Origin of the sequence: Furfurilactobacillus milii (genome assembly GCF_009863985.1) — a bacterium.
Lineage (GTDB): Bacteria > Bacillota > Bacilli > Lactobacillales > Lactobacillaceae > Furfurilactobacillus > Furfurilactobacillus milii_A.
On the sequence record NZ_WEZT01000018.1, the window covers coordinates 1 to 25940 of the forward strand.

The window sequence follows — 25940 nt, forward strand, 5'->3', positions numbered from 1 at the left end:
TAGTGCTCAAGATTTAACGACGACGTTACTCCAAATTAACCAGCGACCGCTTAAAATACTCGACTGGCAAACACCGTATCAGGTTATGCTGACAAATTTTTCCAAAAATTCGGATTAAATTTGCAATCTACCCTATACTGAAATTTGGTACCAAAATCATTAGATTTTGTGTCATAATGATAAAAATCAGAATAGGAGTTTTTTTTATGAAATATTATTCAGATGAATTTAAAAACAACATCGTTAAGCTTTATCACAATGAAAATCGTTCAAAGAAATCCTTAGCCAATGAATATGGGGTTCATCCAACCACCATCAGTCATTGGATCAAGCGGGCCAAATTAGTTGAACTACCTGACGGTGGCGTAACGAGTGTTGAAGCCTTCAAGCAACTACAGAAAGAAAACCAGCAGTTAAAAGAAGAAAATGAAATTTTAAAAGCAGCGGCGGTGTTACTGGGAAGGCATTAGGCAAAGTTAAAGCCATAGACTTTATCAACGAACAATTATGTAAACACCGCCTCTGGATAATCTTGAAAGCCTTAGGGCTTTCTAAAAGTACGTATTATCATTGGAAACACTATCAGACAAGTCGTCATGATAAACAAGATACGATTTTAAAAAGCCAGATCTTTGAAATTTGGAAAAATAATTATAAAGCCTATGGTTACCCTCGGATCACAATTGCCATGAGAAGCCTTGGTGTAGTCATTGGCCCCAATCGTGTCTACCGATTAATGCAGGAGTTAGGCATTCGATCACTAATGGGGCGGCGCTTTAAGAAGCCAGGCACTCATGTAGATTATTCCCAACGGCCTAACTTGATTAAGAACCATCCAATTGGAACTATTTGGCGTGCTGACATAACCTACCTAGAACTAAGACCAGGCACTTGGGTTTATCTAAGTACCATCTTTGACCAAGCTAGTAAGCAAATCATCGCTTTCAACATTGGCAAGGAGATGGCATCGAAACTGATTATTAAGACATTGTTGCAAGCCTTGAGCAGGGCTTCTAAGCCAACCTTTTTGCACTCTGATATGGGTTCACAATACACCAGTATTGCTTATGAAGGCCTGTTAAAGCGGCACCTGATTAGGCATTCATATTCCAAACAAGGTTATCCATATGATGACGGTCCGCTCGAAGCTTTCCATTCGCTACTTAAACGAGAATTTATTTTTCAAACACGTTTTACTAGTTTTGAGGACTTAGTCCTCAGAGTTGAAAATTACATTAACTGGTATAACACCGAAGGAATTAGGATAAACGGCTAATTTTTTTAGTACCAAAACTTGACGTAGGAGCAGTTCTTGTGGTTAAGATTATAGACAATGTTGTTGTTGTGCTTGCCAACTATGTGTTTAGCAAGCTGTTTGTCTTTAGATTCCGATGAAGTTAACGCTGAGTTAATACGGATTGGAGCGTTCTGGGTGTGAAGTTCACTAATTTAAAACCAAAAACAAGACGTGACGGATATTATGTTTTAGCATTCATCATCCCATTGTTTTTTATGATTGGTATTTTCGTGGGATTACATACATATCCGTTTGGTAATAATACCGTTGTGTCGGGTGATTTTAATAATCAGTATCTGGCACTTTTTTCCTACCTGAAGAATGTTCTTACTGGCCGCGATAGTGGCCTATATTCTTTATCCATGGGATTAGGTGGCAATGCATTTGGTGTTTTAACTTACTATTTGTTGAGTCCGTTTAATTTACTGGTTGTTTTTTTCTCGAGGAATCAGTTTCCCCTCTTTGCTACGCTGACGACTTTACTCAAAATCTCGTGCATTGGTCTTACAATGTATACTTATCTTGTTCGTGCGCAGATTTTGCAGCGGTTCCGTAAAGGCGTTTCTGCCAAGCTTATTGCAAGGTCAGCGTTAATTTTTTCCTCTGCGTTTGCACTAATGGGGTACGTAATAGCCTATAAAGAGTGCATCATGTGGCTGGATGCGATTATTCTTCTACCACTAATGCTTCTGAGTATTGAGAGAATAATTTTACGCGGTAAAATCGGTTTTTACATCGTGTGTTTTTCTTTGGCCGTGATAACAAATTACTATTTTGGTTATATCATTGGCCTCTTCTCCGGACTCTGCGTGCTCGGATGGATATTGTACAGTCTGTACGCCAAGAAGCATGGAGTTATTAAGGTTATTGCTCTATATGCTTTTGCCAATATCGTTAGTTTGCTGTTAACAGCTTTTGTCATTGTACCCAGTTTTTTATCCACGCTAGGAATAGCAAAGAATTCAAGCCATTCATACCGACCGGTTTACATTGCTGCTAACGTTATTGTTCAATTATTCCAGACCAATCCGGGTGTGAATAATACTCCACTTGTTTTTGCCGGGGCCGTTGTAGTGGCATGTGTGATTTTATTTTTCGTCAATAGCAAGATTCGTCTGACGGACAAAATGATTGTCGCGGCCGGACTGATATTCATGTTTGTTTCTTCATGGTTGGATATTCTCTATTTGGTTTGGCACGTTATGGCCTGGCCCAACGGTTATGTACAAAGAGAAGCCTTTTTGATACCGTTTGTGTTGTGCATCATTGGCTTCATAGGCCTAGTTAGTATTTTGTCGGCAGGTAAAGAAACCAGACGTAGATCGGCAATATCCGCTTTCTTCGTTTTTTTATTTATCAGTGGGATTGCTACATCGGATGCGGCACTCAAGTATGTTTTTATAGCAATTGTCTTAGCCATGATAACGTATGTCATTGTGGGATTTTCTCCAGCAAGAAGAATTGCGGTAGTTCCGGTCTTTGTTCTCGTGATCAGTCTGTGTAGTTTGTTTGTGGTGGATTTTAAACTACAGTCAACAATTGCTGGTTATAGCATGAAATATTCCGAGTACAGTAAATTTGACCAGACAACGACTAGCTTAATCGCTAAAGGGACTTCTGGCGATACAGGCGTATATCGTATTGGCAATCGTTATCAGGCCAATGACAACGACCCATTGCTTTTTGGGTACGCAGGTCTTTCTAATTACGTCTCGCAACAGCCAACTGAGGTTACAGACTTCTTATCCACTTTGGGGTATGATCAGAAGCATACTTGGAAGCGGTGTTCCAATTACAACAACGGCTCCACGCTATCAATGGACCGGCTGTTAGGTGTTAAGTATTCTTATGGCAACACGTCCAGTGAGTATTCAAGTCAGATTAATCGTATAAATGCCTCTATGGGTGGAGATAATAATATTTTAAATGTTCCTGTGGCTACGGGTATCTCTGTGGTCAAACAAGGCAAGGGGTATATCACCAAGGACAAAGAGGCTTTTCCCGTTGCATTTCGTGTGAACGGAACGAATATTGCGGGCAATTTAGTCGCAAATTACGATACAATGCATGATACGTTTACAGTACAAAATAATTTGTGGAACAGGTTGTATCCCGATTCGTTGATGTTCCAGCACCAATTAGTTCAACAAACGGACAGCAAAGGTGTGTATTCGGTATTAGTATCTTCTTCGGGCAATGCCTACATGTATATTCCTACCACTCGAGGCATTGATCCTAAATCTGTTGACGTATATGTCAATGGTAAAAAGGTCAGTCAACTATTTGTAAATGATACCGAGAACGGTATTGTTTATCTCGGACATTTTGACAAGGGCCAGCGGGTTAATGTTTCCTTTGGCAATCATGGTTCCAAGAAGGACAAGGGCGACAATGTTGAAAACACGCCAATTGTTGTTACTGAGAACAACACGGTATATGAACGAGCATACAGATTGATGGCATCTGCGGGCGTTAGCAAGCAACAGGTTAAGGACGCCCAAATCACTTTTTCCACGGATGCTCACTTTGTAAAGGGCAATGTCGTTATCACGGTACCGTATGATTCGCACTGGGAAGCATATGTTGATGGGAAAAAAGTTACCACGAGTAGGGCGTTAGGTGAGCTAATGGCAGTTAATGTTAGTCAAGGGGCACACCGGATTGTGCTAAGATATAATGTCCCTGGGTTAAAATTAGGTATTGCTATGGCTATTGTAGGTCTCGCTCTCATTGTTGGATTCGAATCGATTTCGATGTATCGTAGACATCGGGAAAACAATCACAAATAAACTAGTTTGTGGAAGGAAAACAAGATATTGACTGATTTTGCAGCTATTATTCCTTGTCATAACGAGGCAGAAAATGTCCCGCTGATATACGCTGAGCTCAAAAAGACATTTGCTAAATTACCTGACTACAGATTAATCACGTGGTTCATAAACGATGGGTCCACAGACAAAACGTTGATGGCCATCAAATTGCTACAGTCTGAAAATTCGAATGTGCATTACATCGACATGTCACGTGCGTTTGGCAAAGAAGCTGGTATGTACGCGGGCTTATCAACTGCTAAGGCAGACTTATATTGTATTTTGGATGCTGACCTGCAGGATCCGCCGTCCATGATTCCTGAGATGTTGAAAGGAATCGATGATGGTTTCGATGTGGTTGGCGCAGCCCGTACCAATAGGGAAGGCGAACCACCAATCCGCTCTTTTTTTGCCAACATGTTCTACAAGATTATTAATGCTGTCAGCTCAACCCCAATTATTCCGGGGGCAAGGGACTTTCGTGTAATGACCAAGCAGGTCGTTCAGGCAGTATTGTCGCTCTCAGAAAGCCAGCGGTTCAGCAAGGGCCTGTTTAGCTGGGTGGGTTTCAAAACTAAGTACCTGCCATATAAAAATGTTGAACGGCAGCATGGTAAGACGAGCTGGAACTTCATGAGTCTGCTCAATTATTCACTTGACGGCCTAGTAGACTACTCCGACGCCCCGCTCACATTAGTATCAGGACTCGGATTGGTCAGCTTTATCGGTGCGACCATAGCGTTAATTTTTATCGTTATCAGAGCGGCAATTTATGGTGATCCTACCGCGGGATGGCCATCAATGGTATCAATTATGCTTATGATGGGTGGCCTCCAACTGCTTGCTATCGGTATTGTGGGTAGGTATATTGGCAGAATTTTCTTAGAGGTAAAAAAGCGGCCAATATATATTGCTCGCAAAATAGAGTAATCAAAAATTCCCGTTACGAGATCGCAATGAACGATGCGACCCGTAGCGGGAATTTTTGGAAGTTTGTCAAATGGTGTTGAAGGATAGTTTTTCATCCTTCAACACCATTTGACAAACTTCCAAAAATAAAAGGTCGGCGGTTGGAAATACCGGCTCCCTTTCAGTATAACCTATTTATCGGCATGCAAAGCTAATGTGTCAATTCGTTTAAAGAAGGCATCATGATCCACAGTAGTCACTAAGGTTACGGGCCGACCAGTCGGTGTTTCAAATGTTCGCCCACGACCAGGGCCTTCAGTTAAAACATCACTGGTGACGCGTTTAGTTGTGACGATTTCGGGAAACTCGCTGGCAACAGTCGTTAGCACATCCCATAAGAAGTAAGTAGAGTTTGTCTCAAAGTGTTGTAGAGCGGGCACCAAGGCATAACCTTGGCCAATAAAGTCAATTGCAGGATGCTGGCGTAATGTTGCCCAGTGCTGGCGAATGGCCGGGGTCAATGGGACTTGACGAGTGCTTTCAAGTCCAACCATTTGGATAGTGAGGTCACTATCCCAGACAGTCTTAACGGCCTGCGGGTCCCAATAAGCATTCCACTCAGTAGTCCCGTCTTGTTCAGGTTCGGCAACATTGCCACGACCATCAAAGGTCCCCCCCATCCAGTATAGTTGTTCAATTTTGGCCGTAATTGACGGGTCTGCCTGCAAGGCTCGTGCGAGATCAGTTAAAGGGCCTGTCATGACCAGAGTAGTTTTCTCCGAGGTAGCCTGGAGCTTGTCAACGAGATCTAAATGTGCCGGCTTGGGCGCAACGGGCGTAACGATGGTTCCCGACTCATTTAGAATCGGCAGGGCATCTAAGCTAAAGGCATCTAGCCGCCATTCTTTCGGGAATGGGTGAACGCCGCGAGAGTCAGAGGCGGCGACCTCTAGGTGAGTATCGTGACCGAAACGATCGATGACTTTACGGGTAGCTGCTAGGGCTGGCTCTAGGTAGGAATCGGCACCAACCACACCAACGCCAGTTAAATGGACATCTGACATTTGTAACAGCAGTAGTAGTGATACTAAATCGTCGACACTTCCGTCATGATTAAAATACACGTTACGCATCTGAAATCGCTCCTTTTATTTACGAACATTATTGTTTTGATAGCATATCATAGTTCGCATAATAGCAAAAGCACCAATAGTTTGCAAGTAAAGTCGATGATGGATTTAGTTAGGGTTAAGGAAGCGCGTGTATACTGGATTCTAAGTTGATTAATAGGAATCAATAGAGAGGATGACGGATCTATGCAACCAGCCCGTAAAGAACCCAGACGCTGGCGGGTCTAGAATTTTTGGTGTTGGAAAGTATTTCCATTCCAAAAGTACTAGGCCCTAATTTAAAAAGCCATTGATAATGGATCAAAAACGGCCACTAGGGTATACCCTACTGGTCTTTTTTATTTCTGTGCTATACTAGGAATTATAAGTGTTCATTAGAACTGTCCAAAGGAGAATTCGAAATGGCTAAAATCAAGATCAGCTCCTAAAAGATGGGTTTGTGGTAAACACCATTTTAAAGGAAGCTGATCTTTTTTGTCCGAACAGCGTTCGGATTAATTTTACAATCTACCTTATCAACAGACATGATGGCCACGGAAATTAAAACGATTGCGGACAAAAAATTGCTTTTACCCAAGGGCTATCTTTACTTAATTTATCCAAAATTAAAAAATAAACTTAGTTTGCCTGGGATTCATCGCGATGTTCTTTTCCCCGCTCTCAACGTTGATGAGGACAGCGGTGCGGTAGCTGATACTGGCCTTAAGTTTTCGCGGATGGTGAGTTTTGATGACAACTATACAGCCGTGGGATTAACTTGGCTGGCAAGCAATCCTCGTCGTGCTGACAATCCATCTGGTCGCGTAGCAACTTATGAAGATCGGTTGAGCGAACTCAACAACTAATCAGTGCAGATAATGATGCCCATCAAGCCTTCGATACGTTGACGCCTGGCTATCAGCGTTCTTGGGCACGTTATGTATTTAGTCCCAAAACATCTGCAACTCAACAGGCACACCTTCAACAAATGATTACCTTGTTGAAGGAGGATTACGCATCAGTTGAATTGTGGCACCAAGGAAAAAAACGTCACTAAAAATTTTTCAAAAAAATATGCGCCACGTTTCAAACTCGTAAACGTTGTCACATCAATCGTTTACAAACGTTAACACCGAAATTTCCGCGTTTCGCAACTATTTCATTAAGTCTTTTTAAGCTTACTTTTAGGTAACGTCGGTATATTATAAGCATCGAAGGAGTTCATACCCCTCACTCCTCCGACGTAATGTATCTCCCCCCAGATATGTTAAGACTCTCTCTAGAATGATGGCTGACCTAGGATTCCCCGATCCTAGGTCAGTTTCTTTTTGTCTATTTTTATTGGCACGTCTTAAATTGAAAAGACTGGCAGAGACCCCAGAACAGTAATATCATCCCTCGTTGCTGCTGTTCCCTCGGCCAAAATCGCACATTTACAAACAACATTGGCATCAACTTTAGCCATTAAATTTTCTGCTGCAGTCAATGAACCTCCAGTCGAAATCACATCGTCCACTAAGAGTATTCGTTTGTCAGTAAGTCGAAGAACATCATTACCATCTAGCACTAACGTTTGTGACTCATTTGTCGTAATTGACTTTACAGGAACACTTATTGGATGAGCCATGTACCCCTTTACACTTTTGCGAAGGACAACATAGTTCTTACGATGCGTTATTTTGCTTATTTCTTCGGCTAACGGAATACCTTTGCTTTCCATTGTGACGATTTCATCAAACGGTTCAGTTATTCGTTTGACAAGTTCAGCGGCTGCATAACTAGCCATTTCTGTATCCCCGAGCAGAACAAACGATGCGATTGCAACAGTCGAACTAATCGGAATAATCGGCAACTTTCTTTTTAGAACCCCTATCGTAACTTCATAACTTTTTTCCATCCTCATAACCCCAATCTGATTATTGGCAAAATAAATTTGAAAATGGCCCCTGTCAATAAGCCTGACATTGGATCAACTAATGCTGTGACAATCAATGTCAACGCGGAAACCGATGCACCAGATCCTTTCAACGCTAATGCAGCATTCTCTGGAAAAATAATCACGGCTCCCAAAATTAGCAGAAATCCTGCAATTGAAGCAGCTGGTACATATTTACCCAATCGTGGTAACCAACCGGAAAATAATAAAAGTGCCATTAGTAACATCATCAATATTCCAGAAACAACTGGTTCTGGTGCGCTTGCGGTCGCCGAAATAATACTTTCTACTGGCGCCCCACCAAGTAAACTCGTTCCCATATCAGCAAAGGCCTGAGTCCCCGTCAGAATATTCAGGTTCACCGGATTTGGCTTAATGCCTGTTAGCTGCCCAGTTAACAGCCCGTATGAAATGTTCGCGCCAATATTCAAACAAGCTAAGCTTAGCGCTCCCCGAATCACTCGCAGATTAACCATTGGTTTCAAGAAGTGAAAGCGCCGCTCTACAACGTATTGTGGCAGTTCCACCCGATAGTGAGTGCCATAAACGGCCACTAAGCTTGATGCAATGACGGATAAAACAATTGTCCAAACCAGGTCCTTCGTTAATAAATATGTCAGCACAGCAACGCCGACAGAAGTGCCACCAGCAATTCGTTCGTTTTTAACCATTGTCAAGCTGATCTTGCTAAGCATTAAACCAACGCCTGCCATCATACCCGCGATGATACCATTTCCTAAAACATGTACGATACTCGTTAAAGTACCTGTCAAACCAATAACTAACATAATGATGGAACCACCAAAAATGATCGACGACCGTTCTCGGTGTGTTTGACCTAAACGACTTAATAAGCCTAATGACTCGGCCTGAAATGAAATAGGCGCAACTGATCCGACTGCGCCATTCACTAATGCGCCAAAAACGAAGGAAAAGGATGTTGGAAAAATGGCGAATCCCAGAGTCATGGCCATAATACCTTGCGGAATCCCATTCAGAACAACGCCCATTGCCGCCATTAAATCAGCCAACCAATGCATGTAAATACCCCCGGATTATCATTCTGTATGTTTGGCGTAATGATATCAGACCATAAACTAGTGTCGAAAATGCCGAACACCTGTCGTCACCATTGCAATGCCAAGTTCGTTGGCCTTATCAATAGAATCTTGATCACGGATGCTACCACCCGGTTGAATTATTGCATGAATACCATGCTTAGCCGCATATTCAACACAGTCGTCCATCGGGAAAAAGGCATCACTAGCTAACACGGCCTCGTTAAATCGAGGCTGTTTTTTTGCGGCGCTAATAGCTAGTTCCACTGAACCAATACGATTCATTTGGCCGCAACCAATGCCCAATGTCTGATCAGCAGTAGCTACAACGATGGCATTACTCTTAACATGTTTCACAACAGTTTGTGCAAACTGAAGCGCTTTTAGTTCTGCCTCAGTTGGCTGAATTTCTGTTACAACGGTCATATCAGTAATTGCTTCAGTCTGAAGATCTTTATTTTGTAAAAGCAACCCACCTGTTACAGAAATCGCCTCAAGTTCACCTGGTTGTGCTTTTCCTAATCCGATAGTTAGCAATCTGACGTTCTTTTTCTTAGCCAAAATTGCATAAGCATCATCATCAAACGCAGGCGCCATGATAATTTCTAGAAACAAGGCGTGCATCTTTGTCGCTGTGGCGAGGTCGACCGATCTATTCAGCGCAACAATGCCACCAAAAATCGACATTTTATCTGCACTGTATGCTTTGTCCCATGCCTGCTCGATATCATCTCCGAGACCAATGCCACACGGATTCATATGTTTGACGGCCACCACTGCTGGTCGATCAAATTCACTAAGTGCGGATAAAGCTGCGTCAGCGTCTTTAATATTATTGTAGGAAAGTTCTTTACCATGAAGCTGGTTAGCAGATGCAAGACTTATTTTCGAAGGATATTCCTTTGTATAAAAAGCAGCTTGTTGATGTGCATTTTCACCATAACGAAGAGCTTGGCGCTTCTGATAAGTCATCGTTAATTTTTCTGGGAAGGGTTCAGGATTTAGATAATGTGCAATAGCTGCATCGTAGGCGGCAGTAATGGAAAAAACTTTTGCTGCCAGCTGACCGCGTAACGTCGCATCTTCGGACTTAATGCCGCTCAGTACGGCTGAATAATCGCTCGGATCTGCAACAGCCCAAACATCTTTAGCGTTCTTCGCGGCCGCCCTCAGTGCCGTCGGACCACCAATATCAATTTGCTCAATTGCTTCGGTATGTGAAACACCCGGTCGATTTATCGTTTCAGAAAATGGATATAGATTGATGCACACAACGTCAATCGGTTCAATATCGTTTTCAGACAACGTTTGCATGTGTTCAGCTTTATCGCGCTGCGCAAGAATTCCTGCATGAATGCGGGGATGGAGCGTTTTAACCCTTCCATCAAGCATTTCAGGAAATTTTGTCACTGACTCTACGCTAATAACTGGCACCCCAGCGGAGCTTAGATGACGTGCAGTACCGCCTGTTGAAACAATTTCAAAACCCAAGTCAACCAAACCACTGGCAAAATCCACAACTCCTGTTTTATTGAATACACTAATCAATGCACGTTTCACCTTAATATCTCCTTATCATCAAATGAGTGACTAACCTTTCTAATTAATTTCAAACATTTAAATAAAGTTCGTGTTTATAAAAGCATCCGCTAACTCGTTTCCAAGTTAATAGAGGAATTCTATCATTGCACATTTCTTAAATCAACGATAAATATTAACTATTACGTTAGGTATTAATTGTATAGTTCGTATTTTACAAATATATTAATTGTTATGATTCTATTTTTATTGGTTACCAAAAAGTGCCTACTTGTTCTTTAACTGAGAACCAACTAACCTGATGATTGAAAAAAGACAGGAGATTATGACATATGGATTTACAATTAACGCACAAAATCGCTCTCGTAACAGGTTCAACCAAGGGAATTGGTAAGGCTATTGCTACTGAATTAGCTCGGGAAGGGGCCACGGTTATTATCAATGGCCGCAGTCAGAAGAGTGTTTCAACGGCAATCAGCGACATTACCGAAGCTGTCCCAGATGCTTCTTTGCAACCGGCACCGTTTGATCTAACAACATCTGACGGTCGCACAGCATTGGAAGAAAAGTTTCCAACTCTGGACATCCTTATCAACAACCTAGGTATTTTTGGCACCATGGATTATTTCGACATCGATGATGAAACTTGGAATAGCTACTTTAACACCAACGTTTTAAGCGCTAATGACCTCGTGAAATTTTATTTACCAGGGCTGATGAAAGCTGATTTCGGTCGGGTTATCTTTATCGCTAGTGAGGCCGCCATCATGCCATCCCCAGAAATGCCGCAATATAGTATGACTAAGGCCATGCAACTGAATCTATCCAAAAGCTTAGCCAACGTCACTCGTGGTACTAACGTTACGGTAAACACCGTTATGCCAGGGTCCACACTGACTGAGGGCGTGGTCGATTTTATTAACGATTTGTACCCTGACCCAACGCAAACGTTTGAAGAAAAAGAACGTGAATACATGGCCAAGAATCGACCAACATCAACGCTTGGCCGACTCATTCGCCCAGAAGAAATTGGCAAACTTGTCACCCTTGTCGCTAGTCCTGCCGTTGGTGGCTTTAGTGGCAACGCTATCCGTATGGACGGCGGGATCGTGCCAACGATATTCTAATCACAGTGGGCGAGGTGCACGTTTTGCGGTACAATTAACCGAACGTTTTAATGAAACCGTGAAGAAAGTGAGTGCTGCTCGTGTATTATTTTCTTGCTCAGTTACTGGCCGTTGGCTATGTCGCTGCTTGTCTGGTAACCACTGTCAAAGCATATTCTGACCCCAAAGTGTCTACTCACATTGCGATGTGGTGGTCCGCCGTAACTATCGTAATGGCACTCACGCTTGCCAGTTGGGTCTTTCTTGTCGTCGGCAGTCTCGCCTCACTTGAATTGGCTTATCAAACGGACCGGTTCAAGGGTCTCATTCGTTGGTGGCCATTAATTGGTCGAACAGCCTACGTTGTGGTAACCATCGCGCTTTACCTTCGTTTTGGTGTACCAAACTTTAAATAGTCTAAAAAGCCTGATTTCTCACAGTATTGGTTGAGAAATCAGGCTTTTGAATTTAACTCATATTGTTACACGTGAAACTAAAATTTTTTCTGCCTAGTCATTATCTGGAATTTCCTTCGCATTTTGCAAACGAAAGGCCTGCGTCACTGCAACCAGTAATAGACACAAGCAAATGCCGAAACCGACTTGAATCCCGACTCGCGAGTTTGGTACATGTAAACGGGCATCAGTAATCGTAATAGCAGCCACAATTAATGCCGTTCCCATCGTTGCGGCTACCTGACGTAATGTATTAAAAATTGCGACACCATCGGGAAGTTGCGCTCGTTTAAGATAAACTAACGAATGCGTTTGTAACGGAATCAGCATCAGTACCAAACCTGACTGTCGAACCGCCTGTCCTAACGTCACCATCCAAATCGATGACTGTGCACCAATCAACATTTGTAACAGCGTTCCACAAAGGTCAATTGTAAGTCCGATGAGCACTAAATGTTTGATTTTGAAACGATCATAAAATTTGCCACTGGTAGACGACATAAAGCCGGTAATTAGTGCCCCAGGTAAAATAACCAGTCCAGACACGAGCGGGCTCCTATGCATGCTATTTTGGACAAGCAGCGGTAATAAGATCGTATTACCATACATTGTCGCGATAATCAGTGAATTAATCACTAGTGCAAACGTAAATTGACGTGTTTTAAAAACGTTAAGGTTTACCAGCGGTTGCTTCGTTCGCAATTGTAACCAAACGAATAATAGCCAGAAAACTATCGCTGCTACTAAGGATAAGCTAATCAGTAACCCTTCTCCCGACAGCAACTGGCTGACGTTTGATAATGCCCACAATAAGAACCATAGGCCTAAACTAATCAGCATTAACCCTCGGTAGTCAAAGGACAACGCCAAGCTATGCGACTCTGCTGGTAACGCCTTAAATGCCACAACCAACACGCCTGCCAAAAATGGAATTAGTAAGATAAATAAATACCGCCAAGAGAAGTAGGTCAAAATGATGCCTGACAGTGTCGGACCAATAATGGGCGAAAAATTGAATGCCAATCCGATAAAGCCCATCACTGACCCCTGCTTACCTTTGGGCGCATAACGAATCGCCATGACATTTACCAGCGGCACCATGACACCTGCTCCAACGGCCTGAATCATGCGTGCAAACACGACCAGCCAAAAAGATGGTGCCATCGAGCCCAGAATCGTCCCCACCAAAAAAACACTGGTGAAACCAAGAAACAGCCGTCTAAATGAAAACCGTTTAATTAAATAGGCACTAACTGGAATCATCAGTGCGTTAATTAGCATATAACCATTGCTAACCCATTGGACTTGTTCGGCTGTAACGTGAAACGTCCGCATTAAAATTGGCAATGCAATGTTCATCAGTGTGGAGCATAGTAAGCTCCAAAAAGCACCAAAGGTTAAAATCGTCAGTGAAATTTTTTCTTGTCGTCGCAACTACACAATCTCCTCGAATATAAGCATAATTATATTTATTGTACGTGGTTCTGACCTCAAATTCACTGACAATTCTGGAAATAGTGCTATAAACACAATTGGCGGCGACTCTATTCAGAGTTGCTGCCAATTGTTTGAGTATTTATTTTTTAGCCAAATTTAATACTGCGTCGTTTTATGATACATCAATCGACGAATGACAATCACCATGATCCATGTTAACGCAATGGCAACTGCCGCAAAGCCAAACAAAAATTTGTATGAAGTTGCATCAATTAGGACACCACCTAGAAGTGGACCAATCGCCCGACCAGCAGCGGCGGATGCATTAACAGCACCTTGGTATTTCCCCTTCACATCTAATGGGGTCAACTGATTGACGATCGCCGGAATCGCTGGAAAGGCCGTCGCTTCGCCAAGTGTTAATACAGCAATGGCAAGGACAAACCCAATATACTGTTTAACAAAGAGCAGAATAACAAATGATATTGCAACTGCGGCAATTCCGGGGATGATTTGATAATATGGATTGCGAATGCGATCGCCAAGAAAATTGACGCCCATTTGAAAGACAAGAATAAGCCCGGCGTTGATCGTCCATAACAAACTGTATTTTGTCAGTGGAATCCCTTGATCAGTCATATAAACTGCCATGTTTGATGTCCATTGTTCATACATAATCCAAATGACAATCAGTGTAGCGAAGAACGTCCAGATGATAATCAAATTAGGTTTAGGCAACTTGATTTTGCTCTTAGTCTGCTTGGCGTGGGCAGCATGGGCCCGTACACTATCTACATTAAATTGAGTCATCGCGATGAAGAAGTAGGCCGCATACATTGCCGCTGTGATAATGAATAGATATTGAACGCCGTGTTCATAAACAAAACCAACCATCATGGTTCCAAAGACAACCCCAAGGTTTTGCATAAAGTAGATCATGTTGAACACATATCGACCATCACGACTTTTAATGGTTGTTCCCAAAGAATTAATCAGCGTGATCAAAAGCCCACTACCAAAGCCCATAAATACAAGACCTATTGGAAAGGCCGGCCACCCATGCCAAAAGATCAAGAAGGCCGTGGCAATAAACTCATAAACTGTCGCAATCAACGTCAGCTTATAAGCATCAACACGATCAAACAGCCAGCCACCTAAATAAGCACCAATGATATTTGCAGTTGAGTTAAACAACAATACGAGACCAACAACTGTCAATGATTCATGAAGAGCATCATGAATATAGATGGTTGTCAGTGGCCAAATAAAACTTTGTCCCATATTGTTGAGCAGCCCGGCAACTAATAACCACGGCAGCTTAATTTCTTTCCCAGTAACTTGTTGTTGCATCGGTCTTCCCTCCAAATTTATTTCCTCGGAAATAATGATTGATTAATACTGATAAACGGGTGTACATCGTCATCGATGCACGCCCGTTTATTGGTTGTCACTTTAGTTTTGCGCGTTATACGCAATGTTTGAGAACTTGTTATAAGACTTAACAAATAGTAATTTGACAGTTCCCCGGGCACCAGAACGGTTCTTTTCAATAATGACTTCAACTTCCCCAACGTTTTGATCCTCGTCATCACGCGGATCGTTGTCATTATCCTCATCATCGTTGTCACGTTCATAGTAGTCATCACGGTACAGGAAGGCAACAATATCGGCATCCTGTTCGATTGAACCAGATTCACGAATATCAGATAACACTGGTCGTTTATCCTGCCGTTGTTCCAAACCACGAGATAGCTGTGACAAAGCAATAACTGGCACACGTAATTCCTTAGCCAATTTTTTTAACTGACGGGAAATATCAGAAACTTCTTGTTGCCGGTTTTCTTTGTTCCCACCTTCAATCAACTGAAGGTAATCGACAATAATAATCCCTAGATCATGTTCTTTGGCCAAACGACGGCACTTTGCACTGATTTCAGCCATCCGGTTACCTGGTGTGTCATCAATGTAAACGCTGGTCTTAGATAGCGCGCCCATGGCCACAACGAGGTTCTGCCATTCTTCATCAGTTAGCTGACCTGTTCTCAAATGGTTTGCATCGATACTGCCCTCAGCACAAAGCATCCGGTTGACTAATGATTCAGCACCCATTTCAAGACTGAACAAGGCCACCGTTTTATTCGTCTTTGTCGCCACGTTTTCGGCGATATTCAGAACAAACGCCGTTTTACCAACACCAGGACGGGCAGCAAGAATAATCAATTCATCATCATGGAATCCAGTCGTCATCTTGTCTAGTTCATGGAAGCCGGTAGCCAACCCGGTAATTTCATCACCATTCTTCGATAACTCATTAACCGTATTCATAGCCTGATTTAACACATCCGCAATCGGCTTAAAACCACCGCTATTGCGATCATCGGCCACCTTCATGATTTCCGTCTCGGCATTTTCAAGCAGTGTCGAAACATCATCCTCTTCGTTATATGAACGGGTAACAATGTCTGTCGCCGTCTTTATCAATCGACGTAGCAAAGCCTTCTCTTGAACAATCTTGGCATAGTAAACGACGTTAGCCGCAGTTGGCACTGCCTGTGCCAGCTCGGCAATGTAAGTCACCCCACCAACGTCATCAATTTGTGCGTTGGCAGTCAGGGCATCATTAACTGTCACGGCATCAACGACTGTACCGTTATTATTCAAATCAATCATCGTTTGAAAAATAATCTGATGCGCTCGACGGTAAAAGTCCTCAGCTTGGAGATATTCCATCGCTTCAGGCATGGCGTCATTACTTAAGAAAATGGCCCCCAATACGGCCTGCTCTGCTTCAATGTTTTGTGGCGGGGTTTGTTCCCGCAAATCTACATTATCCATGCTATCTCCACTTGATTCTGAACCAAAATAACAAAACGCACCATTTCCCGGGAAATAGTGCGGTCAAAATGCCTTAATAACTATTGTTCAACCACGTGCACACGAATCTTCGCGGTCACTTGGCTGTGTAGTTTAACTGGTACATTTGTATAACCGAGCACCCGAATTGGATCCGGCAATTCGATCTTGTGCTTATCTAACTTAATATTGAATTGTTGATTTAATGCCTGAGCAATCTGCTTTGAAGGAATTGAACCAAATAGACGACTATCTGAACCAGCTTTGGCCTTAATTTCAACAACTGTTTCATCAGCCTCTAATTTCTGTTTCAATTCCTGAGCCGTTGCTAATTCAGCTGCTTCTTCGCGAGCTTCAGCACGTTGCTGGCCTTTTAATTGGCTCATAGCAGTAGCGGTTGCCGCTTTTGCCTTACCTGTCTTAATCAAAAAATTTTGAGCAAACCCATCTGGTACTTCTTTGACCTCACCGCGCTTGCCACGACCACGAACATCCTGCGTAAAAATAACTTTCATCGTTGTTACTCCTTTGCATCCTGTGTCGCTTCTGCCGCCTGATTATTGAGAATGTTCAATAATTCTTGACGAACTTCAGTAACACTTTGATTTTCAATCTGTGTGGCTGCGTTTTGTAAATGACCGCCACCGCCCATTTGTTCCATGATGACCTGCACGTTAACCTCACCAGTAGAACGAGCAGAGATACCAACCCGGTTGTCAGCACGTTGGGTGATAACAAACGAGGCTTCAACACCTGCCATATTTAGCAATGAATCAGCAGCTTGGGCTGCCGTTACTGAATCGTATGTGGTACCGTCTTCTCCAGCGATTAACGCCACGTTCTCATTAATCAGTTCAACTCGACTAATGAGGTGATTACGTTGCATGTAACTGTCCGGATTTTCCTTATTAAATTGAACAATCAGCTCTGCATCAGCACCAGCTGACCGCAAATAGCTAGCTGCGTCAAACGTTCGCGTACCAGTATGGCTCGTGAAGTTTTTAGTATCAATTTCAATCCCGGATAGCATTGCTGTCGCTTCAATTTTGTTCATTGCGTTTGCTTCCTGTGGTTGATACTCTAACATCTCTGTAATCAACTCACAAGTTGAACTTGCATAAGGCTCAATGTAAACCAAAATTGGGTTTTCAGGGAATTCTTCACCCCGTCGATGATGATCAATAATCACAGTTCGATTCTGAAGCTTGTCATACACACTCTCAGCCATCGACATGGATGGCTTGGAATGATCCACCATAATCAATAAACTTTGATCAGTGGCCCGATTAGCAGCATCTGCCGGCGTGATGATTGCATCTTTTACTTCTGAATAATTATCAATGGACTGTAACAAACGTTGAATATCAGAATGGGACTGTTGTGCCTCATCCAGAATAATCCAACATTTCTTACCGTTCATCTGTGCAATCCGTCTAATCCCCAGGCATGCCCCTAATGAGTCCATATCAGGCGTTCGGTGACCAGCAACAAATATCTGGTCCGATTGACTGAATAATTCCTGTAACGCCTGAGAAATCATTCTGGCACGCACACGCGTCCGTTTTTCCATTGGATTCGTCTTACCGCCGTAAAAACGTGCTTCCTCATTTTCAGCTTTAACGACAACCTGATCACCGCCACGACCAAGGGCTAAGTCCAAATTACTCTGAGCTAAGCTAGCCAGACGATTGATATCTTTCTGTCCATAAGCTAATCCCATGGACAAAGTGAGCGGATAGTTCTGTTTAGAAGTGGTTTCACGAATCGTGTCGAGAATCTTAAACTTATCAGCTTCCAAATTTTCCAAGTCACTCAAATGGCCAACTAATAAATAATGATCTGAATTCAAACGGCGCAAGTACGTATTAAAATCTTTAGTCCAGTCTGTCAGTGTGCTCGTCACATAATTACGAAGTGTCGAAATATCTGAATCACTCATGCTTTGAGTCACTTCATCGTAGTTATCCAATGAAATAATTCCAAGGACAAGTTGTTCATTATGGTAGTCCCGTTCAATCTGCGCGTAATGACTGACATCCATCAGGTACACAACGTTTAACTCTGGTTGAACCAGCAAATAAAATTGCTTATCAGCCCATGTAATCGTACTGTACGTTTCATCTTTTGCATGTGCTTCAATCGCATCAGCCAACGTTTGATCCACGCTGGCAATACTCTTCCCTAACACTTCTGTATCGCCAAAATAGGCCTGTAAATATGGATTAATCCAAGCGACGCGTTGATGATCATTGAAAATCAGCACGCCCATTGGCATTTCAATCAGTGCTTCCTGTTCACCACGTTTAATGCGATAGGATAAATCGGCGATGAACTCTTGCGTATCGATGCTGATCTCCTGCAGAGTATTGAAAATCACGACCAACACGACAACGGCCGCAATCAGCACAATGAGCCCAAATATCCAATTCAACATAAACGCTGTAATAACGCCCAACAGGCCTAACGCCAACCCATAAAATGCAATCCACCGCAAACGCGTGTTTTGCATGAAAACGGGCAAACGAAATCTTGCGAGTAATTGTCTCATGTTGTTCGTTCCTTTCTATAAAGTATTGTTACCAGTAAAGTACTTCGGTACCGTTACACTGTTACCAGTTTATCACATCTAATGTGACCAATACACAGCACACGACAGTCTGTGGATAATGAAATTGGCAAACTTAAAGACTAAAAAAACAGCCCCTAAAAGGGCTGTTTGATAAATCATTGATTAGTCTTCGGCTACGAATGGAAGCAAGCCCATGATCCGTGAACGCTTGATTGCCACCGTCAAACGACGTTGGTTCTTAGCGGACGTACCAGTCACCCGACGAGGTAAAATCTTGCCTCGTTCTGAGATGAACCGTTGCAACAATTCAGTGTCTTTGTAATCGATGTATTCGATGTGGTTTGCGGCGATGAAGTCTACCTTACGGCGACGACGGTTACCACCACGACGACGTTGATCTGCCATGATATGATCCTCCTATCTTCTGAGACTAGAATGGAAGGTCGTCATCCGAAATGTCAATGCTTTCACCATTACCGGCGAAAGGATCAGCAGGGGCCTGGCTTGTTTGACTGGAAGGTGCAGCATTACCCGCATTGTTCCCGCCATTATTACCAGTGCCGCCAAACGGATTGGCGCTTCCTGATTGAGGAGCATTATTGTTGTAGCCGCCGTTGTCGTTTGTGTTACCGGAAGTCCGTTGATCAGATTGAGAACGGGATTCTAGTAAGGCAAAGTTTTCGACGACTACTTCAGTGACGTAAACGCGCTGGCCCTGTTGGTTCTCGTAGTTCCGGGTTTGAATCCGGCCCTCGATACCAACTAGTGAACCCTTATGCGTGAAGTTAGCGAAGTTTTCCGCTGACTTACGCCAGATTACACAGTTAATGAAATCAGCCTCTCGTTGGCCCTGTTGGTTAGTGAACTGACGGTCCACTGCCAACGTAAATGAACCAACAGCTGCTCCTGATTGTGTGTAACGAACTTCAGGGTCACGGGTTAAGCGTCCGGTAAGAACTGCGCGATTAATCATAGTTGTAGTGCTCCTCTCTTAAAATTTTTGTTTTGTTTACTTGTCGTCACGTTTAACGATCATGTGACGCAAGATGCCATCGCTGATTTTAGCCAAACGATCAAATTCGTTTAAAGCTTCAGCCTGGTCAGTGGTTAGGTTTACAACGTGGTAAGTACCTTCGTTGAAGCCTCCAATTTCGTACGCAAAGCGACGAGTTGACCAGTCTTTTGAATCAGCAATTTGTGCACCATTGTCTGTCAAAATCTTGTCGAAACGTTCAACTAAGGCTTGCTTAGCTTCACTGTCAAGATCTGGGCGAACAATATAAGTAATTTCATACTTAGTTGCTAACATTGACTGTCTACCTCCTTATGGACTTTTGACCCGCTGTTTTTCAAACGGGTAAGGAGTCATTCACCAGAATGGCGAACGCTCACGAACTAAAAGTATAGCATGGCAAAGCTTAAATAACAAGGGATAGCTTATTGCGTTTGATGTAACTGATCGACGTATACACGCCACGTTACAAACACTAAAAGGTTATTTTGTCTTACCACAGAACTCCTAATCCGCAACGCCTGTTGTTCGTTCACACACCTATAACATACGCAAAACGATAACAAATGTTTGTTGTCGTCGAATCTTTTTTATCTTAATTACTCGCTACTTAAATTTAACAGCCGTTCCATAAGCCGCGACAGTCTCCATGTCTTGACTAATTGAATCCGAGTCATAACGCATCATGACTACGGCATCAGCACCCATCGCCGCAGCGTTGTCTCTCAATCGATCCACTGCGATATCCCGTGCCTCACTGAGCAACTCAGTATAGGCTTTAATTTCACCACCAACGATGTTTTTCAAACCAGCACCAATATTACGCACAACATTTTTGGATTGCGTTGTTAACCCAAATACTTCACCAATAACTTCATACTCTTGACCAGGGATCCGTTCTGTCGTCACGACGAGAATCTTTTTTGAATCACTCATGCAATACCACATCCTTAGCTAGAATTTATAATTCGCTTTTATTGTCTAGGATTAGCATCATAAAAGCAATCGACAGCTACTGAGTAAATAAAAAAGCACCGCGATTTTATTCGCGATGCTTTAATTAATTGTGCTTTATTCGTTGTCGTCATCAGCATCATCAGATGTATCATCCTGATCAGCTTCAGCACGCTTCAACAATTCGTTGACCTGTTCGTCAGCGTCACCGGCTGGTTCATCGCCTGCTACTGGTGTCGTCGAATCAACATCCTCGCTTGAAGATGATGCCACTGTGTTATCACCATCGGTTGGTGTCGCACTGGCTGAATCATCTTCGTCCTCGATTTCAGGTTCTACTTTGGCCATCGTTGCGACTGAGGCATCTTCATCGATTCGAATCAAATGAACCCCAAGCGCTGCACGGCCTGTTTCAGAAACAGAATCGATGCTAAAGCGGATCATAACACCCTTGTTAGTCACTAGCATGATGTCTTCCGTGCCGCTAACCGTTGTTAATCCAGTCAGTGGCCCATTCTTAGCTGTCACGTTAACAGTCTTAATCCCTTTACCACCGCGACCCTTAATCGGGTATTCGCTGGCTTTGGTTTGCTTACCGTAACCCTTCTCGCTAATAACAAGCACATGACTGTCCGGTTTCAACACGTCGGCACCAACGACAAAGTCATCGTCACGCAAACGAATTCCGCGAACGCCAGCCGCAGAACGACCCATGTCGCGAACAGCATCTTCAGCAAATGATACCGCGTAACCAAGGTGGGTTCCGATAATCATGTTTTGATGACCATCCGTGATGGAAACATTCATCAACTCATCACCATCGTGCAAGTTGATGGCCTTCAGTCCATTGCTCCGAATATTACTGAATTCACTAACAGCCGTGCGTTTAACCACACCATGAACCGTTGTGAAGAACAAGTAATTATTGCTCTCATCCGGACCACCCTTGACGTTGATCACCGCTTGAATACGTTCACCGGCATCCACGCCAAGTAAGTTGATCACTGGAATTCCCTTAGCTGTTCGGCCATATTCAGGAATTTCGTAGCCCTTCATGGCATAAACTTTCCCAGTGTTGGTAAACATCATCAACCGGTCATGAGTCGACGTAGAAATTAGGTGTTCAATGAAGTCGTCATCATGAACGTTCATCCCCTGAACCCCACGGCCACCACGATGTTGCGCTTTGAACTCGGTTGTTGGTAGACGTTTGATATAACCATTGTGAGTCAACGTCACAATGACGTCTTCTTCTTCGATTAAATCTTCGTCTTCAATATTCGAAATGTCACCGACCTGTAACTCAGTCCGTCGTTTGTCACCAAACTTAGTCTGAATTTCAAGTAGTTCTTGGTAGATGATTTCGTTGATCCGTGAATCATGGGCCAAGATATCCTTGTAGTCAGCGATATCTTTCATCAACCCAGTGTATTCATCTTCAATTTTGCCACGTTCCAAACCAGTTAACCGAACCAGCCGCATATCCAAAATGGCTTGCGCCTGCTTGTCGGACAATGAGTAGTTGTTCATTAACTGGGCTTTGGCAACATCAGCCGTTTGTGAATTACGAATAATCGAAATAATGGCGTCAATGTGGTCCAACGCGATCCGCAAACCTTCAAGAATGTGCGCCCGCGCCTGAGCACGCTTTAAATCAAACTCAGTCCGACGACGGATAACACTTTCTTGATGCCGCAAGTAGTCAATCAAAATTTGCTTAAGACTAAGAACTTTCGGCGTGCCATCTTCAATAGCCAACATGTTGAAGCTGAATGAGGTTTGCAACATCGTCATCTTGTACAAGTTATTCAAAATAACGGACGCAGAAAAGTCTCGACGCGCGTCAATCACAATCCGCATACCTTCACGATCAGATTCATCGTTGATATCCGTGATACCCTCGATGCGTTTGTCACGTGCTAATTCAGCGATATGCTCAATCAATCGGGCCTTGTTAACCATGTATGGCAATTCGGTCACGATGATGCGTTCCTTGCCGTTCTTTTGCGTTTCGATGTCAACTTTTGAACGCACGGTAATGGATCCCTTACCCGTTTCGTAAGCCTTCCGAATACCAGCCTTACCCATGACGATCGCACCGGTTGGGAAGTCTGGTCCCGGAATGGCTTCCATCAGATCAGCCGTTGTGGCATCAGGGTTGTCCATCAAAATGTGGATTCCCTTGATAACTTCAGCCAAGTTATGCGGTGGAATACTCGTCGCCATCCCCACGGCAATCCCTGAAGCACCGTTAACTAACAGGTTAGGGAACCGTGCTGGCAATACCGTTGGTTCACGTTCTGTACCGTCATAGTTGTCTTGAAAATCAATCGTGTTTTTATTGATATCACGCAACATTTCCAGTGCAATCTTACTCATCCGCACTTCCGTGTAACGCATAGCAGCCGCACCGTCACCATCGACAGAACCGAAGTTCCCGTGACCGTCAACTAACATATACCGGTAACTAAAATCTTGTGCCATCCGCACCATGGATTCATACACGGCGCTGTCACCATGTGGGTGATACTTACCTAAAACGTCACCAACAATTCTGGCGGACTTTTTATAGGGTTTGTCCGGTGTATTGCCAAGTTCATGCATATCGTACAAAATCCGGCGGTGAACCGGCTTCATTCCGTCACGAACATCTGGCAGCGCCCGGGCGACAATAACGGACATCGCATAATCCAAAAATGATGTCCGCATCGTTTGCGACAAATTGACGTCGGTGATGCGACTCGGTAAATCTTCGCTCATTTCGCTACTCCTTTGTCTTCGTTCTTACGTCGGCGCTCTAGTGCTTTAATTCACACAAACAAATTAAGCATCAAGGTTTTCAACGAACTTAGCGTTATCCTCGATAAACTTCCGACGGGGCTCAACTTTATCACCCATCAACATGGTGAAAATCTGATCTGCTTCAATGGCATCTTGTGGATCAACTCGTAACAAACGGCGTTTTTCAGGATCCATTGTTGTTTCCCAAAGTTGTTCAGCATCCATTTCACCAAGCCCTTTATACCGTTGAATCATTGGCTTAGGAGACGGTGGCAACTGACCTAAAATCGTGTTTAGTTCATCATCTGAGTCTATATAGCGCATCATTTTACCTTGAGCAACTCGGTACAACGGTGGCTGCGCAATGTAAACGTAACCAGCGTCGATCATTGGCCGCATAAACCGGTAGAACAATGTCAGCAACAGTGTCCGAATATGGGCACCATCGACATCGGCATCGGTCATGATGATTAGCTTATGATAATTAGCCTTTGAAATATCGAAATCTTCACCAAAACCAGTTCCTAATGCGGTAAATAATGACCGAATTTCTTCATTGGCTAAGACACGATCCAAACTAGCCTTTTCAACGTTCAAAATCTTCCCACGAATTGGCAGGATTGCCTGCGTTAACCGTGACCGACCTTGCTTAGCTGAACCACCGGCCGAATCACCTTCGACGATGAATAATTCTGAAATTACTGGATCCTTAGAGGTGTTATCCGCTAACTTACCAGGCAGGTTTGAAATTTCCAGACCTGACTTTTTCCGTGTAACTTCACGTGCCCGTTTGGCAGCAACCCGCGCTTTCGAGGCCAGAATACCCTTGTCCACGATTTTACGAGCCGTGTCCGGATTTTCCATCATGAACCGACTGAATGTGTCACTGAACAAGTGATCCGTGGCGGTTCGGGCATCTGAATTACCCAACTTAGTCTTCGTTTGACCTTCAAACTGTGGATCTGGGTGTTTGATTGAAACAACGGCCGTCAGACCTTCACGAACATCATCCCCAGACAACGGATCGTCGTTATCCTTCAACTGACCACTCTTGTGCGCATAGTCATTAATTACTCGTGTCAGCGCTGATTTAAAACCAGTTTCATGAGTCCCACCTTCATAGGTGTGAATGTTGTTGGTGAACGTTAGTAAATTGCTGTGGAAATCGTCAGTGTATTGCAGGCTGACTTCGACCACGATGTTGTTTTGAGTTCCTTCAACGTAAACAGGATCCTCGAACAAAACATCTTTGCCATCATCCAAGAACTTAACGTATTCCTTAATTCCACCTTCATAGTGGAAATCTTGTTTGGTCGGCGTTTCTGGGCGATTATCGGCAATCGTAATCCGTAAGCCCTTGTTCAAAAAGGCCAGTTCACGAATCCGAGTCGTCAAGACTTTAATGTCATAAACCGTTGTTTCACGGAAAATATCCGGATCCGGCTTAAAGTGAACAATGGTCCCATGAGCATGCGGTTCTGAATCGCCGATGATTTTCATTGGCGTCTTAACGTGACCGGTATCAAAATCCATGTAATAGATTTTGCCATTTCGCATAACCTTAACGTCCAATTCAGTGGACAAGGCGTTAACAACGGACGCACCAACCCCGTGCAGACCACCAGAAACCTTATAACCGCCACCGCCAAACTTACCACCGGCATGCAAAATTGTATAAACGGTTTCCAGCGCTGGTTTACCTGTTTTCTTTTGGATATCGACTGGAATCCCACGACCGTTATCCGTCACAGTAATGGAATTGTCCTTTTCGACAACCACATTAATTTCATTAGCGAAACCGGCTAACGCTTCATCAATCCCGTTATCGACAATTTCCCACACAAGGTGGTGCAGTCCTTGAGAACTGGTCGTCCCAATGTACATTCCGGGACGTTTACGAACGGCTTCGAGGCCTTCCAAAACCTGAATTTGATCAGCATTATACTGACCAGCTTCAGCTTCACGTTGGTTGGCATCGCCGGAAGCGACCTTAGATGCTTGGTCAGCTTCTGCCTGTTCCACACGTTCGCGTTCCGCTTGCGTTAACTTTTGCTCGTCGTCTTGTTCAGCCAAAGTAATTCCTCCTCAAACGTGGCCCAGCATCTAAAAACGGAC

22 protein-coding genes and 1 pseudogene are annotated in these 25940 nt (G+C 43.5%); 8 read left to right on the forward strand and 15 right to left on the reverse strand.

Going from position 1 to position 25940, the window contains the following annotated elements; all coding sequences use genetic code 11:
- The 4 genes and pseudogenes from GB992_RS08170 to GB992_RS08185 all read left to right on the forward strand — a co-directional run.
- Positions 1–118, forward strand: a pseudogene (locus GB992_RS08170) (IS30 family transposase); the annotation flags it as partial.
- Between the two features lie 88 nt (positions 119–206).
- Positions 207–1276 (forward strand): IS3 family transposase gene (locus GB992_RS08175; RefSeq protein ID WP_161001997.1). Its coding sequence is split into 2 segments (ribosomal slippage): positions 207–444 and positions 444–1276, totalling 1071 coding nucleotides; the frame shifts between segments, so codons are not numbered across the junction.
- Positions 1277–1434: 158 nt separating this feature from the next.
- A complete protein-coding gene (locus tag GB992_RS08180; RefSeq protein WP_161001998.1) occupies positions 1435–4086 on the forward strand; it encodes a YfhO family protein in 2652 nt (883 codons plus the stop codon).
- 27 nt (positions 4087–4113) lie between these two features.
- A complete protein-coding gene (locus GB992_RS08185) occupies positions 4114–5037 on the forward strand; it encodes a glycosyltransferase family 2 protein (protein WP_161001999.1) in 924 nt (307 codons plus the stop codon).
- A gap of 170 nt (positions 5038–5207) precedes the next feature.
- On the opposite strand, the gene GB992_RS08190 is transcribed toward GB992_RS08185, so the two are convergent.
- Positions 5208–6149, reverse strand: coding sequence for a nucleoside hydrolase (locus GB992_RS08190; protein WP_046783626.1), 942 nt, complete (start codon positions 6147–6149; stop codon positions 5208–5210).
- A 521-nt stretch (positions 6150–6670) separates the two neighbouring features.
- Here GB992_RS08190 and GB992_RS08195 point away from each other — a divergent pair.
- Positions 6671–6991 carry a hypothetical protein gene (locus GB992_RS08195; RefSeq protein WP_161002000.1) on the forward strand — a complete coding sequence of 107 codons (321 nt, stop codon included), beginning with the start codon at positions 6671–6673 and terminating at the stop codon, positions 6989–6991.
- A 38-nt stretch (positions 6992–7029) separates the two neighbouring features.
- Entirely contained in the window at positions 7030–7182 is a 153-nt protein-coding gene (locus GB992_RS08200) for a YdeI/OmpD-associated family protein (RefSeq protein WP_236357438.1), read from the forward strand.
- 294 nt (positions 7183–7476) lie between these two features.
- Here GB992_RS08200 and GB992_RS08205 read toward each other — a convergent pair whose 3' ends face one another.
- Genes GB992_RS08205 through purH form a run of 3 tightly spaced genes read right to left on the reverse strand, consistent with a single transcriptional unit; the run spans position 7477 to position 10679 of the window.
- Positions 7477–8022, reverse strand: a complete 546-nt coding sequence (locus GB992_RS08205; protein ID WP_161002001.1) for a phosphoribosyltransferase family protein — start codon at positions 8020–8022, stop codon at positions 7477–7479.
- A 2-nt stretch (positions 8023–8024) separates the two neighbouring features.
- Positions 8025–9101: an NCS2 family permease gene (locus GB992_RS08210; protein WP_161002002.1), complete on the reverse strand. Its 1077-nt coding sequence runs from the start codon at positions 9099–9101 to the stop codon at positions 8025–8027.
- 57 nt (positions 9102–9158) lie between these two features.
- Positions 9159–10679 (reverse strand): bifunctional phosphoribosylaminoimidazolecarboxamide formyltransferase/IMP cyclohydrolase, encoded by a 1521-nt coding sequence (gene purH, locus GB992_RS08215; protein WP_161002003.1) that lies wholly within the window; start codon positions 10677–10679, stop codon positions 9159–9161.
- A gap of 311 nt (positions 10680–10990) precedes the next feature.
- On the opposite strand from purH, the gene GB992_RS08220 reads away from it, so the two are divergent.
- Both GB992_RS08220 and GB992_RS08225 read left to right on the forward strand, forming a co-directional pair.
- Entirely contained in the window at positions 10991–11785 is a 795-nt protein-coding gene (locus tag GB992_RS08220) for an SDR family NAD(P)-dependent oxidoreductase (RefSeq protein WP_161002004.1), read from the forward strand.
- 80 nt (positions 11786–11865) lie between these two features.
- A complete protein-coding gene (locus GB992_RS08225; RefSeq protein WP_161002005.1) occupies positions 11866–12180 on the forward strand; it encodes a hypothetical protein in 315 nt (104 codons plus the stop codon).
- Positions 12181–12273: 93 nt separating this feature from the next.
- Here the strand turns inward: GB992_RS08225 and GB992_RS08230 are convergent, their stop codons facing one another.
- The 11 genes from GB992_RS08230 to gyrB all read right to left on the reverse strand — a co-directional run bounded on the left by GB992_RS08230 (position 12274) and on the right by gyrB (position 25898).
- On the reverse strand, positions 12274–13653 hold the full coding sequence (locus GB992_RS08230; RefSeq protein WP_161002006.1) for a DHA2 family efflux MFS transporter permease subunit: 1380 nt from the start codon (positions 13651–13653) through the stop codon (positions 12274–12276).
- A gap of 159 nt (positions 13654–13812) precedes the next feature.
- Positions 13813–15006 carry an MDR family MFS transporter gene (locus GB992_RS08235; RefSeq protein ID WP_161002007.1) on the reverse strand — a complete coding sequence of 398 codons (1194 nt, stop codon included), beginning with the start codon at positions 15004–15006 and terminating at the stop codon, positions 13813–13815.
- Positions 15007–15108: 102 nt separating this feature from the next.
- Positions 15109–16491, reverse strand: a complete 1383-nt coding sequence (dnaB, locus tag GB992_RS08240) for a replicative DNA helicase (RefSeq protein ID WP_161002008.1) — start codon at positions 16489–16491, stop codon at positions 15109–15111.
- Positions 16492–16571: 80 nt separating this feature from the next.
- Positions 16572–17024, reverse strand: a complete 453-nt coding sequence (gene rplI / locus GB992_RS08245) for a 50S ribosomal protein L9 (protein ID WP_017262418.1) — start codon at positions 17022–17024, stop codon at positions 16572–16574.
- A 5-nt stretch (positions 17025–17029) separates the two neighbouring features.
- Positions 17030–19057 (reverse strand): DHH family phosphoesterase, encoded by a 2028-nt coding sequence (locus GB992_RS08250; protein ID WP_161002009.1) that lies wholly within the window; start codon positions 19055–19057, stop codon positions 17030–17032.
- 183 nt (positions 19058–19240) lie between these two features.
- The gene (rpsR, locus tag GB992_RS08255; RefSeq protein WP_017262420.1) at positions 19241–19483 is read right to left on the reverse strand and encodes a 30S ribosomal protein S18; all 243 of its coding nucleotides are present in this window, start codon (positions 19481–19483) and stop codon (positions 19241–19243) included.
- A gap of 25 nt (positions 19484–19508) precedes the next feature.
- A complete protein-coding gene (ssb, locus tag GB992_RS08260; RefSeq protein WP_161002010.1) occupies positions 19509–20051 on the reverse strand; it encodes a single-stranded DNA-binding protein in 543 nt (180 codons plus the stop codon).
- Between the two features lie 36 nt (positions 20052–20087).
- Positions 20088–20387 (reverse strand): 30S ribosomal protein S6, encoded by a 300-nt coding sequence (gene rpsF / locus GB992_RS08265; protein WP_017262422.1) that lies wholly within the window; start codon positions 20385–20387, stop codon positions 20088–20090.
- A 309-nt stretch (positions 20388–20696) separates the two neighbouring features.
- Positions 20697–21026, reverse strand: coding sequence for a heavy metal-binding domain-containing protein (locus GB992_RS08270; protein WP_161002011.1), 330 nt, complete (start codon positions 21024–21026; stop codon positions 20697–20699).
- 135 nt (positions 21027–21161) lie between these two features.
- Positions 21162–23804, reverse strand: a complete 2643-nt coding sequence (gene gyrA / locus GB992_RS08275) for a DNA gyrase subunit A (protein WP_161002012.1) — start codon at positions 23802–23804, stop codon at positions 21162–21164.
- A gap of 63 nt (positions 23805–23867) precedes the next feature.
- A complete protein-coding gene (gyrB, locus tag GB992_RS08280) occupies positions 23868–25898 on the reverse strand; it encodes a DNA topoisomerase (ATP-hydrolyzing) subunit B (protein WP_162855663.1) in 2031 nt (676 codons plus the stop codon).
- Positions 25899–25940 lie beyond the last annotated feature (42 nt).

Excerpts from the sequence above, each read along its gene's own strand:
- GB992_RS08190 (WP_046783626.1), bottom strand. The coding sequence starts at position 6,149 with ATGCGTAACGTGTATTTTAATCATGACGGAAGTGTCGACGATTTAGTA.
- GB992_RS08195 (WP_161002000.1), top strand. The coding sequence starts at position 6,671 with ATGATGGCCACGGAAATTAAAACGATTGCGGACAAAAAATTGCTTTTA.
- GB992_RS08205 (WP_161002001.1), bottom strand. The coding sequence starts at position 8,022 with ATGGAAAAAAGTTATGAAGTTACGATAGGGGTTCTAAAAAGAAAGTTG.
- GB992_RS08210 (WP_161002002.1), bottom strand. The coding sequence starts at position 9,101 with ATGCATTGGTTGGCTGATTTAATGGCGGCAATGGGCGTTGTTCTGAAT.
- GB992_RS08220 (WP_161002004.1), top strand. The coding sequence starts at position 10,991 with ATGGATTTACAATTAACGCACAAAATCGCTCTCGTAACAGGTTCAACC.
- GB992_RS08235 (WP_161002007.1), bottom strand. The coding sequence starts at position 15,006 with ATGCAACAACAAGTTACTGGGAAAGAAATTAAGCTGCCGTGGTTATTA.
- dnaB (WP_161002008.1), bottom strand. The coding sequence starts at position 16,491 with ATGGATAATGTAGATTTGCGGGAACAAACCCCGCCACAAAACATTGAA.
- rplI (WP_017262418.1), bottom strand. The coding sequence starts at position 17,024 with ATGAAAGTTATTTTTACGCAGGATGTTCGTGGTCGTGGCAAGCGCGGT.
- GB992_RS08250 (WP_161002009.1), bottom strand. The coding sequence starts at position 19,057 with ATGAGACAATTACTCGCAAGATTTCGTTTGCCCGTTTTCATGCAAAAC.
- rpsR (WP_017262420.1), bottom strand. The coding sequence starts at position 19,483 with ATGGCAGATCAACGTCGTCGTGGTGGTAACCGTCGTCGCCGTAAGGTA.
- ssb (WP_161002010.1), bottom strand. The coding sequence starts at position 20,051 with ATGATTAATCGCGCAGTTCTTACCGGACGCTTAACCCGTGACCCTGAA.
- rpsF (WP_017262422.1), bottom strand. The coding sequence starts at position 20,387 with ATGTTAGCAACTAAGTATGAAATTACTTATATTGTTCGCCCAGATCTT.
- GB992_RS08270 (WP_161002011.1), bottom strand. The coding sequence starts at position 21,026 with ATGAGTGATTCAAAAAAGATTCTCGTCGTGACGACAGAACGGATCCCT.
- gyrA (WP_161002012.1), bottom strand. The coding sequence starts at position 23,804 with ATGAGCGAAGATTTACCGAGTCGCATCACCGACGTCAATTTGTCGCAA.